The sequence below is a fragment of the Nonomuraea sp. CA-143628 genome, assembly GCF_050942315.1.
Taxonomy (GTDB): domain Bacteria; phylum Actinomycetota; class Actinomycetes; order Streptosporangiales; family Streptosporangiaceae; genus Nonomuraea.
The window spans coordinates 3,947,116-3,961,170 of record NZ_CP192072.1 but is presented as its reverse complement, the minus strand read 5'-3'; the positions used below and the strand labels follow the sequence as shown (position 1 = coordinate 3,961,170).

Annotated in this window: 14 protein-coding genes; 4 read left to right on the top strand and 10 right to left on the bottom strand. The window is 68.5% G+C overall.

Annotation, left to right across the window (positions count from 1 at the left end):
• Positions 1–5: 5 nt before the first annotated feature.
• Together ACQP2T_RS18365 and dxs are read right to left on the bottom strand one after the other, a co-directional pair.
• Complete coding sequence (locus tag ACQP2T_RS18365) at positions 6–1,472, bottom strand: amino acid permease (RefSeq protein ID WP_433517333.1); 1,467 nt, start codon at positions 1,470–1,472, stop codon at positions 6–8.
• A 58-nt stretch (positions 1,473–1,530) separates the two neighbouring features.
• On the bottom strand, positions 1,531–3,411 hold the full coding sequence (gene dxs, locus ACQP2T_RS18360) for a 1-deoxy-D-xylulose-5-phosphate synthase (RefSeq protein ID WP_433519790.1): 1,881 nt from the start codon (positions 3,409–3,411) through the stop codon (positions 1,531–1,533).
• 157 nt (positions 3,412–3,568) lie between these two features.
• Between dxs and ACQP2T_RS18355 the strand changes: the two genes are divergently transcribed.
• A complete protein-coding gene (locus ACQP2T_RS18355; protein ID WP_433517332.1) occupies positions 3,569–4,405 on the top strand; it encodes a neutral zinc metallopeptidase in 837 nt (278 codons plus the stop codon).
• A gap of 115 nt (positions 4,406–4,520) precedes the next feature.
• Positions 4,521–5,300 carry a neutral zinc metallopeptidase gene (locus tag ACQP2T_RS18350; RefSeq protein ID WP_433517331.1) on the top strand — a complete coding sequence of 260 codons (780 nt, stop codon included), beginning with the start codon at positions 4,521–4,523 and terminating at the stop codon, positions 5,298–5,300.
• On the opposite strand, the gene ACQP2T_RS18345 is transcribed toward ACQP2T_RS18350, so the two are convergent.
• The 7 genes from ACQP2T_RS18345 to ACQP2T_RS18315 form a co-directional block, all read right to left on the bottom strand.
• On the bottom strand, positions 5,297–6,502 hold the full coding sequence (locus tag ACQP2T_RS18345) for an ROK family transcriptional regulator (protein WP_357940946.1): 1,206 nt from the start codon (positions 6,500–6,502) through the stop codon (positions 5,297–5,299). The genes ACQP2T_RS18350 and ACQP2T_RS18345 overlap by 4 nt on opposite strands.
• Before the next feature lie 35 nt (positions 6,503–6,537).
• Entirely contained in the window at positions 6,538–7,800 is a 1,263-nt protein-coding gene (locus tag ACQP2T_RS18340; protein WP_433517330.1) for a sugar ABC transporter permease, read from the bottom strand.
• On the bottom strand, positions 7,797–8,549 hold the full coding sequence (locus ACQP2T_RS18335; RefSeq protein WP_357940942.1) for an ATP-binding cassette domain-containing protein: 753 nt from the start codon (positions 8,547–8,549) through the stop codon (positions 7,797–7,799). The genes ACQP2T_RS18340 and ACQP2T_RS18335 overlap by 4 nt, the downstream gene beginning before the upstream one ends.
• Before the next feature lie 73 nt (positions 8,550–8,622).
• Positions 8,623–9,738 carry a sugar ABC transporter substrate-binding protein gene (locus ACQP2T_RS18330; RefSeq protein WP_357642521.1) on the bottom strand — a complete coding sequence of 372 codons (1,116 nt, stop codon included), beginning with the start codon at positions 9,736–9,738 and terminating at the stop codon, positions 8,623–8,625.
• Between the two features lie 247 nt (positions 9,739–9,985).
• Complete coding sequence (locus ACQP2T_RS18325; RefSeq protein WP_433517329.1) at positions 9,986–11,104, bottom strand: hypothetical protein; 1,119 nt, start codon at positions 11,102–11,104, stop codon at positions 9,986–9,988.
• Positions 11,101–11,619, bottom strand: coding sequence for a SigE family RNA polymerase sigma factor (locus ACQP2T_RS18320; RefSeq protein ID WP_433517328.1), 519 nt, complete (start codon positions 11,617–11,619; stop codon positions 11,101–11,103). Before ACQP2T_RS18320 ends, ACQP2T_RS18325 begins: the two co-directional genes overlap by 4 nt.
• Positions 11,620–11,825: 206 nt before the next feature.
• Complete coding sequence (locus tag ACQP2T_RS18315) at positions 11,826–12,515, bottom strand: sulfite exporter TauE/SafE family protein (RefSeq protein WP_433517327.1); 690 nt, start codon at positions 12,513–12,515, stop codon at positions 11,826–11,828.
• A 136-nt stretch (positions 12,516–12,651) separates the two neighbouring features.
• Between ACQP2T_RS18315 and ACQP2T_RS18310 the strand changes: the two genes are divergently transcribed.
• Positions 12,652–12,987, top strand: a complete 336-nt coding sequence (locus ACQP2T_RS18310; protein WP_358549113.1) for a hypothetical protein — start codon at positions 12,652–12,654, stop codon at positions 12,985–12,987.
• The gene (locus ACQP2T_RS18305) at positions 12,953–13,282 is read left to right on the top strand and encodes a type II toxin-antitoxin system PemK/MazF family toxin (protein ID WP_433517326.1); all 330 of its coding nucleotides are present in this window, start codon (positions 12,953–12,955) and stop codon (positions 13,280–13,282) included. The genes ACQP2T_RS18310 and ACQP2T_RS18305 overlap by 35 nt, the downstream gene beginning before the upstream one ends.
• 86 nt (positions 13,283–13,368) lie before the next feature.
• Here the strand turns inward: ACQP2T_RS18305 and ACQP2T_RS18300 are convergent, their stop codons facing one another.
• The gene (locus ACQP2T_RS18300; RefSeq protein WP_433517325.1) at positions 13,369–14,004 is read right to left on the bottom strand and encodes a TetR/AcrR family transcriptional regulator C-terminal domain-containing protein; all 636 of its coding nucleotides are present in this window, start codon (positions 14,002–14,004) and stop codon (positions 13,369–13,371) included.
• Between the last annotated feature and the right edge of the window lie 51 nt (positions 14,005–14,055).

The window sequence follows — 14,055 nt, the reverse complement described above, 5'->3', positions numbered from 1 at the left end:
GGCGCCTACCCCTTCGGGCCGGTCACCTCGACCCGGCTGTGGCGGTAGCCGTAGGCGAAGTAGAGCACGGCACCGATGACCAGCCACACCAGGAATCGCAGCCACGTCTCGACCGGCAGGTTGAGCATCAGGTAGAGGCAGGCCAGCACCGACAGGATCGGCAGCAGCGGCACCATCGGCGTACGGAAGGCCCGGTGCAGGTCCGGCTGCGTGCGGCGCAGCACGATCACACCTGCCGAGACCACCACGAACGCGAAGAGCGTCCCAATGTTCACCAGCTCGGCCAGCGCGCCGAGCGAGATGAACCCGGACAGCGCCGCGGTGACCAGCCCGATGATGATCGTCAGCCGGGCTGGCGTGCCGAACCTGGGGTGGACCTTCGCCAGCGCGACCGGCAGCAGCCCGTCGCGGCACATGGCGAACAGCACCCGGCTCTGCCCCAGCATGAGGATCATCACCACGGTGGTCAGGCCGGCGATCGCGCCGATGCTGATCAGCAGGGCCGCCCAGGACTGCCCGACCGCGGTGAAGGCGTCGGCGAGCGGCGCCTTCTCGCTCAGCTTGTCGTAGCGCTGCATGCCGACCACGACCAGCGACACCGCGACGTACAGGACGGTGCAGATGGCCAAGGAGCCGATGATGCCGCGCGGCAGGTCGCGCTGCGGCTTGATGGTCTCCTCGGCGGCGGTGGCGACGATGTCGAAGCCGATGAAGGCGAAGAACACGATCGCGGCGGCCGAGAAGATGCCGATCACGCCGAAGGCGACGGGCGTGATGCCGAACAGCACCTGGATCAGCGGCGCCTTCAGCCCCTCGACGCTCGGTGTGGACACCGGCGGCGGGATGAACGGCGAGTAGTTGGCCGAGTTGATGAAGAACAGCCCGGCCACGATGACGAGCAGGATGACCGCCACCTTGATGGTGACGATGACCAGGTTGACCCGCGACGACAGCTTGATCCCGGCGGTCAGGACGCAGGTGAGGATCAGCACGATGACCATCGCGGGCAGGTTGACCACGGGGTGCTCCCCCGCCATCCAGCCGGGCAGTTCGAGGCCCAGCGAGGACATCAGCGACGCGAAGTAGCCCGACCAGCCGACCGCAACCACCGCCCCGGCCAGCGCCATCTCCAGCATCAGGTCCCAGCCGATGACCCAGGCCGGGAACTCGCCCAGGGTGGCCAGCGAGAAGGTGTAGGCGGACCCGGCCACGGGGATCGACGAGGCGAACTCCGCGTAGCACAGCGCCGCCAGACCGCAGACGACGGCGGCCACGACGAAGGAGAGCGCCACCGCCGGACCGGCCGTCTCCTTGGCCACGCGGCCGGTGAGGACGAAGATGCCGGTGCCGACGATGACGCCGATGCCGAAGACCGTGAGGTCGACGGCGGTCAGTCGCTTTCGCAGCCGATGCTCGGGGGCTTCGGTGTCGAGGATCGACTGCTCGACGCTCTTGGTGCGAAAGATGTCCACACCCAGCGTCTTCCCCTACCCCGAGTGATCATTCCTATCCGGGGGGTGACCAGGACGATCAGCGCGGCGTGGACTGGGTCTCGATGGGGCTGCTCCGCTTGGCGATCGCCTCGGTGATCTCGCGCGCCAGGTCCTGGCCGGTCAGCCCGATCTGGCCGAGGATCGCGGCCCGCTTGGCATGGTCGAGGAAGCGCTGCGGGATGCCGTAGCCGCGTACGGGCACGTCCACGTCGGCGTCGCGCAGCAGGCGGGACACCGCGTCGCCGACGCCGCCCACGCGGCCGTTGTCCTCGACGACCGCGACCAGCTTGTGGGCGCTCGCGGCGGCCACGAGCGCCTCGTCGAGCGGCTTGACCCAGCGCGGGTCGACCACGGTCGCCGAGATGCCCTGCGCGTCGAGCAGGAGGGCGGCGTCCATGCAGATCCGCGCCATCGGGCCGACGCCCACCAGCAGCACGTCGGGCTCGCCCGCGCGCAGCACGTCCATCGTGCCCAGTTTGCCGACGGCCTCGATCGGCTCGGCGACCGGGCCCTTGGGGAAGCGCAGCACGGTCGGGCCGTCGGAGACCTCCACGGCCTCGCCGAGCAGCTCGGTCAGCCGCTCGCCGTCGCGCGGCACGGCGATCTTCAGGCCGGGGACGACCTGCAGGATCGACAGGTCCCACATGCCGTTGTGGCTGGCGCCGTCGTCGCCGGTGACCCCCGCCCGGTCGAGCACCACGGTGACGGGCAGCCGGTGCAGGGCCACGTCCATGAGCAGCTGGTCGAAGGCCCGGTTGAGGAAGGTCGCGTAGACGGCCACGACCGGGTGCATGCCGCCGAGTGCCAGCCCGGCCGCGCTGGTCAGGGCGTGCTGCTCGGCGATGCCGACGTCGTAGATGCGCTCGGGGTAGGCCTCGGCGAAGGCGGCCAGGCCGGTCGGGTGGAGCATCGCGGCGGTGATGGCGACCAGGTCCTCGCGGTCCTTGCCGAGCCTGACCAGCTCCTCACTGAACACGTTGGTCCAGATGCGGCCCTTGGGCTTCTCCGCGCCGGTGGCCCGGTCGAAGGCGCCGGGCGAGTGGAACTGGTCCTCGTCGTGGTTTTCCGCCGGTGAGTAGCCGCGGCCCTTCTGGGTGAGGGCGTGCACGATGACCGGGCCGCGGAAGTCGCGGGCCTTGCGCAGCGCCGCCTCCATGGCCTGCTCGTCGTGGCCGTCGATCGGCCCGACGTATTTCAGGCCCAGGTCCTCGAACATGACCTGCGGGGCCAGGACGTCCTTGACGCCCTTCTTGATGCCGTGGAGCGCGTCGTAGAGCACGGGAACGTTCCCGATCTTGTCTTTGACGTATTCGAGCATGTCCTCATAGCGGCGGTTGACCCGCAGCGAGGACAGGTGGGAGGCCAGGCCGCCGATCGTCGGCGAGTAGGAGCGGCCGTTGTCGTTGACGACGATGACCAGCCGCAGGTCCTTGCCCGCCGCGATGTTGTTGAGCGCCTCCCAGGCCATGCCGCCGGTCAGCGCACCGTCGCCGATCACCGCGATGGCCGTGCGGTCGTGCTCGCCGCGCAGCTTGAACGCCTTGGCCAGGCCGTCGGCGTAGGACAGCGCGGTGGAGGCGTGGGAGTTCTCGACGAAGTCGTGCTCGGACTCGGCCTGGCTCGGGTAGCCGGACAGGCCGCCCTCCTGCTTCAGCGCGCCGAAACCTTCGACCCGGCCGGTGAGCAGTTTATGAACATACGACTGATGCCCGGTGTCCCAGACGATCGGGTCGCTCGGCGAGTCGAAGACGCGGTGCAGGGCGATGGTGAGCTCCACCACACCGAGGTTGGGGCCCAGGTGGCCGCCGAAGCGGGCGCAGCAGTCGACGAGCAGGTCACGGATCTCCGCCGCTAGCTGCGGCAGCTCCTCTGCATCCAGGCGTTTGACGTCGTGTGGTCCCTTTACCGAGCCCAGCAACCCGCTCACGGATGCGATCCCCTCTGCTCCTGTGCGCTAACCCGATCGAGTCTAGTTCGTGCCTGCCTTGCTGACTCCATCGCGCTCCATAGAGTCAAATCCACCCACATATGTCCGATCTTGACCTAGTCTTTCCTTCACTATGAACACTCTCCCCATGAAGAAGCTGTCGTCCCTTGTGGCCACAGGCGCGGTTATCGCGCTGGCCGGCGCGGGTACGGCGACAGCCGATGTAAAGCCCGTCTCCGCAGGTCAGCAGGTCGTCCAGCCAGCCGCTCAGCAGGCGGCGCCCCCTCGCGGCAAGGCCGCCGCGACGAACAGCCCGCTGTACCGGACGGGACGGCTCGCCAGCTCCAACTGTTCGCCCGGCAACCTGCCCAAGGGCAGCACGACGGCTTACAAGCGCTTCCTCTCGACTGTGACGAACTGCCTGAACCGCTCCTGGGCCTCCCAGTTCCGCAAGGCCGGCCTCTCCTTCAGCAAGCCGCGGCTGCGCATCATCACCAGGAAGGTCCGCACCCCTTGCGGCCCGTGGAGCACGGGTGCCGACGGCATCTACTGCTCGACCGACCGCACGATGTACATGCTGATCACCAAGAGTCAGCTGCGCCAGCCGTTCGCGCTGGGCATCACCCGGCTGATGGCCCACGAGTACGGCCACCACGTGCAGAACATGTCGGGCATCTGGAACTACTACTGGGCCGCCAGGAACTCCAGCGGCAGGTCCGGCCAGCTCGCGCTCTCGCGCCGGTCGGAGCTGCAGGCGGAGTGCTTCTCCTCGGCCTTCATGCGCACGGTCGAGGGCACGCTGCCCGTCGACTCGGGTGAGTGGGACTACACCGTCAACTGGTTCCGCAAGAACGGCGCCAAGGGCTGGCCGCAGAACGACCACGGCCGCGGCCCGTCGCAGGCGTACTGGATGAACCGCGGCTACGGCGGGGCCTCCCCTGGCTCCTGCAACACCTGGGCCGCGTCGGCGCGTACCGTCGCCTAGTCCTCCCCTCCCGCTCTGATGCGGCCGCGCCCTACGGCGCGGCCGCATTGCGCTTTCCGGACAAAGCACAGGTCTCGCGAACAGGGCCCCACCTAGTGGTCTAGTATCCGCGATCGTGCGTATACCCCTTATCGCCGCATCTGTCGGCATGGTCGTGGGTTTGGCCCTATCTGGCACGGCCAACGCGGAGACCACGGCACCGCAGGTCGCGCAGATGGCGCCGCCCGCCGTACTGGCCAAGAACAAGATCTATCGGTCCGGCACCCCGTCGCCGCAGTCGTGCGCGATCCCCGCGATCCGCAAGGGCAGCGCCGCCTCACTCAAGACCTTCCACCGGGCCATGGCCAGGTGCGCCAACACCTTCTGGGCCACCAGGTTCAAGGCCGCCGGTCTCCGTTACAGCCCTCCGAAGATCGCCATCACGACCGGCAGCGGGTCGGTCTGCGGCAAGATCACCAGCAACGGCGCCCAGTACTGCCCCGCGCAGCGGACGATCGCCATCCGGATCATGAAGCGGGACCTTCAGGACCCGTTCCGGATGAACATCGCGCACTCCGTCGCCCACGAGTGGGGCCACCACGTGCAGCAGCTCAGCGGCATGCTGGACGAGCAGAACAGGCTCTACTGGAGAGCCGGAGGGAGCGCGCGCACGATACTCAGCCACCGCCTGGAGATGCAGGCCGAGTGCTTCGCCGGCGTCTTCTACAGCTCCACGCTCGACTCCATCGACCCGGGCATCACCTGGGATGAGTGGACCGACGCCGTGAGCAGGGCCGGGGAGAGCAAGGTCCACGGCAAGCCGGCCAACCTCGCCTACTGGCAGGACCGCGGCTACAGCGGCGGATCGGCCCGATACTGCAACACCTGGACCGCGCCGAGGAGCCGGGTCTCCTAAGCGTTGGCCCTGGCCAGCACTTCCAGCGGGTCCGCGAGCACGTGGGCGAAGGCCAGCTCGGCCGCGCCCACGAGCGTCGCGTCGTCGGCCAGGGCCGAGGTGCGCAGCCGCAGCTTCTCCCGCTGCGGCGCCATCGCGTGCAGCGTCAGCCTGGTGCGCACCTGAGCGGCCGCGCCGAGATAGATCTCCCGCAGCATCCCGCCGAAGATGACCATCTCCGGGTTGAAGATGTTGACCAGGTTGGCGACGCCCAGGCCGAGCCAATCGCCGACCTTCTTCAGCGCCTCCTGGGCCACGATGTCGCCCCGGTCCGCGGCGTCGACCACGGCGCGCACCGCGTCCCTGCCGTGCTGCTCGCCGGCCAGCCGGCCGGCGGTCTCCAGCAGGGCCCGCTCCCCCACCTCGGCCTCCAGGCAGCCGTGCGAACCGCAGCCGCAGGCCCGCCCGCCGGGGTTGACGACCATGTGGCCGACCTCGCCGCCGTAGCCGTCGTGACCGCCCAGCAGGTGACCGCCCGCGATGATCCCGCCGCCGATGCCGACGTCTCCGTGCAGGTAGATCAGGTCCCTGACGGCGGCCCCGACACCGCGGCTGTGCTCGGCCAGCGCGGCCAGGTTGGCGTCGTTGCCCACGCTCACGGGCAGGCCCAGGCCCAGCCTGCGGCCCAGCTCCTCACCGAACGGCACCTCCTCGGTGCCCAGGTTGGGGCCGAACCTGATCATGCCGTCGCCCTTGCGCACCCCACCGGCGACCGCCGCGGCCGCGCCGACGCAGACCGTGTCGGCCCTGGTCTTGCGCCGCATCTGCCGGGCGAAGCCGGCCAGGATCCCGGCCAGCTCCTCCAGCTCGAACGGGCCGCGTAGTCGTACGGCCTCCCTGCGGTCGAGGATCACCCCGCCCAGCCCGACGCGCGCGACGGCCAGCCGGTCGGGGCCCACGTCGAAGGCGAACACGTAGACCCGCGCCGACTCCGGACGCACCACGAGCGAGGGGCGGCCCGCGCGGCCGGTCTCGCGCGGCAACTCCTCGCGTACCAGCCCGGCCGCCGTGAGGTCGGAGGTCAGCGCCATGATCGTGCTGCGGTTGAGGCCCATCTTCGACGTCAGCTCGGCGCGGGAGGTCGGCCCGCCCAGATGGACGTGCCGCAACAGGGCGCCGAGGTTGTGACGCCTGATGTCCTCCTGGGAGGGACCGGCACGCATCGTCTGGGCTTCCTTAAAGGGGTGAGAGTCGCTGATCACCTTAGACCAGCGGCTGCCGCCCGCTTGCGCGCCAGAGCGTCGACACCCGCGGCCAGGAGCAGAACGAACCCCGTGACCAGGTATTTCACACTCGCACCGTACCCCATCAGGCCCATGCCGTTCTCGATCACCGCGACCACGGCGCCGCCGAGTATCGCGTCGAGGACCCGCCCCTTCCCGCCGAACAGACTGGTGCCGCCGATCACCGCGGCGCCGACCGCGTACAGCAGCACGGAGCTGCCGCCGGTGTTCGGGTCGACCGAGCTGGCCCGGGAGGCGGCGACGATGCCGCCGACGGCGGCCATCGCGGAGCAGATCACGAACGCGCTGATCCTGATCCGGTCGACGCCGATGCCGGCTCTGCGGGAGGCCTCCGCGTTCCCGCCGACCGCGTAGATGTGCCGGCCGAACGCGGTACGGCGGAGCACGAACGTCCACGCGACCAGCAGTACGAGGATCACGGGGACCACGATCGGCACGCCCATGAGCGAGCTGATGGCCGGGTTGCGGGAGCGTTCGAGGTTGAGCACGTAGACGAGGACGCCCCCGATGATCGCCAGCGCGCCCACGCGGGCCGCGATCAGCGAGATCGGGTCGGCCACCAGACCGCGCTTCGACCGCCGACCCGCCCTGACGAGCTGGAGGGCGGCGTAGCCCGCCACGCAGGCCGCGAAGAGCGCCCAGCCGAGCCAGACCGGCAGGTTCTTGTTGGCGATGGCGACGATGACGGGATCCCGGATCGAGATGTTCGTCCCCTCGTCGACCAGCACCAGGACCAGCCCCTGGAAGGCGAGGAAGGCGGCCAGCGTCACCACGAAGGACGGTATGCCCACCTTGGCCACCAGCGTGCCGAGCACGGTTCCGATGACGATGCCGGTGAGGATCGCCGCCCCCACGCAGACGTACCAGGGCAGGCCCATGTTGGTGAGCGTCACCGCGAGCACCGCCGCGCACACGCCGCTGGCGAAGCCGGCCGACAGGTCGATCTCGCCGAGCAGCAGCACGAACACCAGGCCCATCGCGATCACCGTGACCGCGGCGCCCTGGGTGAACAGGTTCGCGACGTTGATCGCCGTCAGGAAGGCGGGACGTGCGATGGCGAAGACGGTGCAGAGCACCAGCAGGCCGAGCACGGCCGGCAGCGCGCCCATGTCGCCGCCGCGTACCCGCTCGATGTAGGCGGTGACGCTGTGCCCGATCGACGGCGACTGCTTCGCGGTGACGATCGCCTCGCCGGGGAGTTCCTTGACCTTGTTCATTGCGCTATCCCCAGGTCTCCGCTCCGGCCGGATGTGATCAGTTCGACGACCTGCGCGTGCGTCACGTCGGCGGTCCTGACCTGCGCGGCCATCCTGCCGAGGTAGAGTGCCGCGATCTGGTCGGAGACGGCGAAGACGTCGTTCAGGTTGTGCGAGATGAGGACGACGGCCAGGCCGGTGTCGGCGAGCCGCCGGACCAGCTCCAGCACCTGCGCGGTCTGGGCGACGCCGAGGGCGGCCGTCGGCTCGTCGAGGATGACGACCTTGCTGTTCCACAGGACGGCCTTGGCGATGGCCACCGTCTGGCGCTGACCGCCGGACAGGCTGGACACCTGCTGCCTGATGGACTTCACCGTACGGACGGACAGTCCGTCGAGCGTCTGTGTGGCCAGTTCCTCCATCGACGCCTCGTCGAGCACGAGCCCGCTGCGGCGTTCCCTGCCGAGGAACATGTTCTGGACGATGTCGAGGTTGTCGCAGAGTGCGAGATCCTGGTAGACGATCTCGATGCCCAGCTCACCGGCGTCACGCGGGCCGTGCACCTGGACGGGGCGGCCGTCGAAGAGGATGTCGCCCCCGTCGATCGGGTAGATGCCGCCGATGCACTTGACCAGCGTCGACTTGCCCGCGCCGTTGTCGCCGACCAGGGCCGTCACCTCGCCGGGGTTGGCGGCGAAGGTGACGTCATGCAGGACCTGTACCGGGCCGAAGCTCTTGTCTATCCCGCGCACTTCGAGCAGGGGGGTCATGAGGCTCCCTTGGGGAGGGGTACGGCCGCCCTGTTAGGTCGCGGCCGTACCCGGTTCCGCTTTCTTACTCTTCCTACTGAATTCCGGCCGAGGTGCACTTGGCGGCGAAGTCGCCGGTGCACAGCTCTTCCTTGGTCACGTAGCCGTCCGCCACGACGTCCTTGACGTTGTCGAGGTAGATCGGCTGCGGGTCGAGCAGCTCGGACGGCACGTCCTGGTTGCTCTGCGGGTCCTTGACGCTGCCGCTCGCCGTGGGCTTCTCACCCTTGGCCAGCGCGACCGCGAGCTTGGCCGCCGCGTCGGCCTCCTTCTTGACGGCCTTGTAGACGGTCATGCACTGGTCGCCGACCAGGATGTTCTGCAGACCCTGGACCGTGGCGTCCTGGCCGGTCACCGGGACCTTGCCGTTGAGGTTGTTCTTCTTCAGCACCGTGATGGCGGCGTTGCCGAGACCGTCGTTGGCGGCCAGCACGCCGGCGATCTTCGGCGCGCTGGTCAGCATCTGCTCGAAGATGGTGCCGGCCTGGGCGTTGTCCCAGTCGGGCACGGACTGGTCGGGGCCCTTGACGTAGTCGCCCGAGTCGTACTTGGGCTTGAGGACGCCGTCGTACCCCGCCTTGAAGAGGGTGGCGTTGTTGTCGGTGGGCGAGCCGTTGAGCTCGGCGATGATCGGCTTGCTGGCCTTCTTGTCGGTCAGGCACTTGACCAGACCCTCGCCCTGCAGGGTGCCGACCTTGGTGTTGTCGAAGCTCACGTAGTAGGCGGCGCCGCCACCCAGCGTCAGCCGGTCGTAGTCGATGGTCGCCACGCCCTGGGACTTGGCCTTGTCGATGACCGTCTTGCCGGTGCCGCTGTCGAGGTTGACGATCATCAGCACGGTGGCGCCGTTGGTGATCATCTGGTCGGCGATGGTCTGGAAGGCCGTCTTGTCGTTCTGGGCGTTCTGGATGTCGTAGGCCACCCCGGCGGCCTTGAACGCCTCTTCCAGGTACTTGCGATCCGCCGTCTCCCAGCGGGCCGAGGACTTGCTGTCGGGCAGGATGACGCCGATCTTGCCGGCCTTCTGCGAGCTCTGCGTGCTCTGCGCGGAAGACGTGGACGAGGTCGGACCGCTGTTGCCCCCGCAGGCGGTGAGACCGAGGGCTAGAACGGCGGCCGCGGCGGTCAGGCTGAGGATCCCCTTGCGCATAGTGCAGGGTCCTTTCTTCCGGAGGGCCCGGATGAATGTTGTTTGCGGCAACGTATTCCGGGATGGCCTGCTTTGGAAGACCTATGGAGGGGGGAGTTTGTTGTTGCGGATAACAATCTAGAAACGCGGCTGACATCGGAGGTTCACCGTGCGCGTGCCGCCGGACAAGCGAAACGCCGCACCGGCCGGGGGGATCCGGCCGATGCGGCGTCTCTTGGGCGTCTCTGCGGCGCCTCTTGGGCGGCGGTCAGCCGGCCGCGGCCCCGGGATAGCTCACGTTCCCGGCACTGCCTGGCTGCCGGTCCAGGAGCCGAGCCCGCCCGGTGTTGACGTCGACCGCGTACGAGCGCTCACCTTCCTTGTCCCCGTACAGCAGCGTGACCTCGGATTCGCTCTGCCAGATCGTGGCGCCGTCGATCCCGCCGCGGTCGTTCGGCAGACCGCTGATGGGCACCTTGCGCAGGGTCTTGCCGGTCTTGGCGTCGAGCAGGGTCAGCATGTTCTTTTCGAGTGTCACAGGCTCGCCCTTGCCGACCTTCGGGAACTCGACGGCGACCACCGTACGGCCGTCGGGCGCTACTTCGCTGAACATGATGAACACGCCGTTGAAGCGGACCGGCTTGCCGCCCCCCGTAACGGGCATGAGCCACAGGTCGGTCTTGCGGTACCGGACCAGCTCGGCGACACCGCCCTTGACGCTGACCGGCTCGTACTTGCCGTTGATGTGCGTCGTCCTGCCGGTACGCACGTCGATCAGCATGCCGGGATACTTGCTGCCCTCGCGCGGGTCGAAGGCGATGTACCGGCCGTCGTCGGAGAGCACGAGCATGGAACCCACGCCGATCCGCTCCTCCTTGATGGCGACCGGCGATGTCGTCTCCGAGCCGCCCACCAGGTCGCGCACCACGTGCGCCTGAGCGTCACGGCTGTAGTAGGCGAGCATGCGGCCGTCCCGGCTGATCGCGACGGGCACCCGCTCACCCTTGGCGCTCTCGACGAGCGCCTGCGGCACTCGGTAGGTCTTGCCGGCGCGGGTGACCACCCGCCACTCGACCGCGGAGCAATCAGACTCACGCCCGACCAGCTTGCAGGAAGTCATGTACGCGCGGCTGATCGGCCCCACGTTGCCCGGGGGCAGGTCGGGCACGGCCGCTTGGCCCTGCTGCGTGGCCGTCTGGGCGGTACGCGGCCACGGCACGGCCGCCACCACCACCACTGCCACCGCCGTCACGCACAACGCCGCCACGGCGGATGCCGTCAGCACGGTCCGCTGCCTGTGCCGGTGGCCCGCGATGGCCACGTCGGCGAGGCTCACCAACGGAGCCTCCTCGGCGATGTCCCCCAACGCCTCACGCAGTCTCGTCATCGTGCCACCTCCAGGATCTCGGGGTCATCCAGCAGATGCACCAGTTCGGGCGCGACTTCGCGCAGGCGGGCCAGCGCGTGATGGGTCTGGCTCTTGACGGTGCCGACCGCACAGCCCAGCACCTCGGCCGTCTGCGCCTCGCTCAGGTCCTCCCAGAAACGCAGCACGATCACGGCCCGCTGCCTGCGCCCCAGCTTGGTCAGCGCCTGACGCAACACGATCCGGTCGAGCACGGCTCCGTCGGAGTAGATGCCCCGCTCGGGCGGGTCACCGCTCGGCACCTCGGGACGTAATCTGCGCTTCCAGGAGATGTACTGGTTGACCAGGGCCTTGCGGGTGTACGCCTCCGGGTTGCCGTCCTTGACCAGCTTGGACCAGTGGCCCACGACATTGATCAGGACGCTCTGCAGCAGGTCCTCGGCCAGGTGCGGGTCTCCCGTGAGCAGGTACGCGGTCCGCATCAGGGCTTGCTGGCGGGCGAGCACGAACTCACGGAAGCCGTCGTGACGGTCCAATGTGATCTCCTCTCCCCCGTTGCCAACGCGACTCGTGTGACGAAAGGTTGTATCGCTCGCATCACCAATCACAAGAGCACGCTCAGGGGCTCAGACGCTCACGCGCTCGGGGGTCACGCGCTCGGGCGCTCAGGGAGGTCGGGGGCTCGGGCGCTCAAGGACTCGGAAGCTTGGAGAGTCGGAAGCTTGGAGGCAGGCGGCCTGGGTCACGTAGCCAGACTCTGGGCGATGAGGGCGGCGGCCGAGAGCGCGGCGACCACCAGCACCGCGGTCCGGACCTTCCCGCCGTCCAGGTAGCGCCGCAGCGGCCCCGACACCAGGAACCCGAGCACCATCGGCACGATCAGCACGGCCCCGGTGGCGGCCGCCCGGCCGGAGAACTCCCCCACGAAGCCCAGGATGGCCAGCGACTGCGCGGCGCCCAGGAAGAAGACCATCGCCAGCGTCGCCCGGATCTGCGGCCCCTTGGCGTTCTGGTAGACCAGCGCGATCGGCGGCCCGCCGACGCCGGTCGCGGTGCCGGTGATGCCCGAGAAGAACCCGGCCCCCGCGATGGTCGCGGCGTTGCGCGGCACGCTGACCGCCCACGCAGTGAGCCCCACCGCGATGAGCACCATGACCCCCACGAAGACGCCTCGCGTGTAGACGGATATGTAGACCAGAACGACCCCACCTATGGCCGCACCCGGCAGCCGCCCCAGCACCGCGAAAACCACCCCGCGCCAGTCCACCTTCCGCCACTCCGCAGCCAGCGTGAACAGCGGCAACGTGACGTTGACCACCTGAATGGCGGTGGGCATCAGGGAGTGGTCGAGCATGGTGAGCACCGGCGCGGCCACCAACCCCAGCCCGAACCCCACGCTGCCCTGGACGACCGCCCCAACGAAGACCGCCAAACCGCCAACAATCAGCACTAATGCCATCTGAGTCACGGAGGAGAGTCAATCATCATTACTCTGTGTTGCCATTCAAGCGGCATCCGTTACAACGAGGGTGTAGGTTTCTTCCCGACGCAGACGTAGCCTCCGGAGTATGACCGTGAAACAAAAAGCGACGACGATACGCGTCAGCGTCAAGACCCGGGACAGAATCGCCGCACTGGCAAGAAAGGCGGGTGAACCCATGACCGCGATCATCGACCAGGCCATTCGGGAGTTGGAGAAGAAGCACCGCTGGCAACATGTCGCGGACCAGATGGAACGCACAAGGAAGGAGGACCCCCGAGCCTGGGCCGACTATCTCGCCGAGTCCGAGCTGGTCCAAGGCCCACCATCAAGCTCCCTCCGCATCGCACCCGAGTGGGAGGGGCTCATCACGTTTCCCGAGGAGAGAGATGAGGGTGATCCAAGGCGAAATCTGGCTCGCTGAGCTGGGCGAGCCAACCGGCCGAGAGCAGGGCTACCGTCGCCCCGTGCTCGTCGTGAGCAACGACAACTTCAATGCCGCGGCCGCAGTAAAGATCATTGTCCCCCTGACAACGACCGAGCGCGGATGGGACAACCACATCCCGGTCAGCCGCGAAGGCACGGGGCTCGACAAACCCAGCTGGGCCATGGTTGAGCACGTGCGGAGCGTGTCTCCCCAGCGATTCACCAGGAGAGTCGGGATCGCTCCCGACGAGGTCGTCCGCGAAGTGACCGACTGGATCGCGGACATCGTCTGACGATTAGTGCCATCCGGCGAAGCGGAATTTCGCCGGGTGGCACCCTCATCGTGCCAGACTCGCCGATCGACCGTCGCCAACCCGCCTCAATCGGCGCCGCTCCCGCCGGACAATCGCAGCCGCATGCCGTCCAGGACGAGGGCCAGCCCCGCCTCGAACGAGTTGTCACCCTGCGGGTCGCCCTCCGCCAGCAGGGCCGCCATGATCCGCGGGTAGCGTGCCTGAAACTCCGCCATGTCGGGCCCCAGTTCGTCCGTGTCCGGCCGCGTCCGGTCGGCCTGCTCCTCCAGCACGAACCCGGCCACGTAGTTGCTCACCGCGAACAGTCCCCGCGCCGCGTCCGCCACCGTGAAGCCCGCCAGCTCCAGCGCCTCCACCGCCCGCTCCACCATCGCGAACACCTCAGGCGACGACCGCGTCCCGGCCGCCAGCCTGGCGCCGTCGCGGTGGGAGTTGAGTATCGCCCGGCTGCCGCGGGCGTAGTCGGCCACCCACTCCCGCCACCGCGACGGGTCCGTGAACACCGGCCGCGTCACATGCGGCGCCTCCATGGCCACCGCCATCGCGTCGAGCAACTGCTGCTTGTTCTTGAAGTGCCAGTAGAGCGCCGGCGCCTGCACGCCGAGCTCCGCCGCCAGCCGCCGCAAGGTGAGGCCGTCGAGGCCCACCTCGTCGAGCAAGCGGAGCCCCGTCGCCACGATGGTGCCTTTTTCGAGTGCCACGGTTGACAGTTTAACAACGTTCAATGCATCCTTAACAGCGTTAGATTTAAC

What these genes read in the sequence shown, in the direction of transcription:
- ACQP2T_RS18355 (WP_433517332.1), top strand. Translation starts at nt 3,569, where the DNA reads ATGAAGAAGCTGTCGTCCCTTGTGGCCACAGGCGCGGTTATCGCGCTG.
- ACQP2T_RS18310 (WP_358549113.1), top strand. Translation starts at nt 12,652, where the DNA reads ATGACCGTGAAACAAAAAGCGACGACGATACGCGTCAGCGTCAAGACC.
- ACQP2T_RS18305 (WP_433517326.1), top strand. Translation starts at nt 12,953, where the DNA reads ATGAGGGTGATCCAAGGCGAAATCTGGCTCGCTGAGCTGGGCGAGCCA.
- ACQP2T_RS18325 (WP_433517329.1), bottom strand. Translation starts at nt 11,104, where the DNA reads ATGACGAGACTGCGTGAGGCGTTGGGGGACATCGCCGAGGAGGCTCCG.
- ACQP2T_RS18340 (WP_433517330.1), bottom strand. Translation starts at nt 7,800, where the DNA reads ATGAACAAGGTCAAGGAACTCCCCGGCGAGGCGATCGTCACCGCGAAG.
- ACQP2T_RS18345 (WP_357940946.1), bottom strand. Translation starts at nt 6,502, where the DNA reads ATGCGTGCCGGTCCCTCCCAGGAGGACATCAGGCGTCACAACCTCGGC.
- ACQP2T_RS18335 (WP_357940942.1), bottom strand. Translation starts at nt 8,549, where the DNA reads ATGACCCCCCTGCTCGAAGTGCGCGGGATAGACAAGAGCTTCGGCCCG.
- ACQP2T_RS18330 (WP_357642521.1), bottom strand. Translation starts at nt 9,738, where the DNA reads ATGCGCAAGGGGATCCTCAGCCTGACCGCCGCGGCCGCCGTTCTAGCC.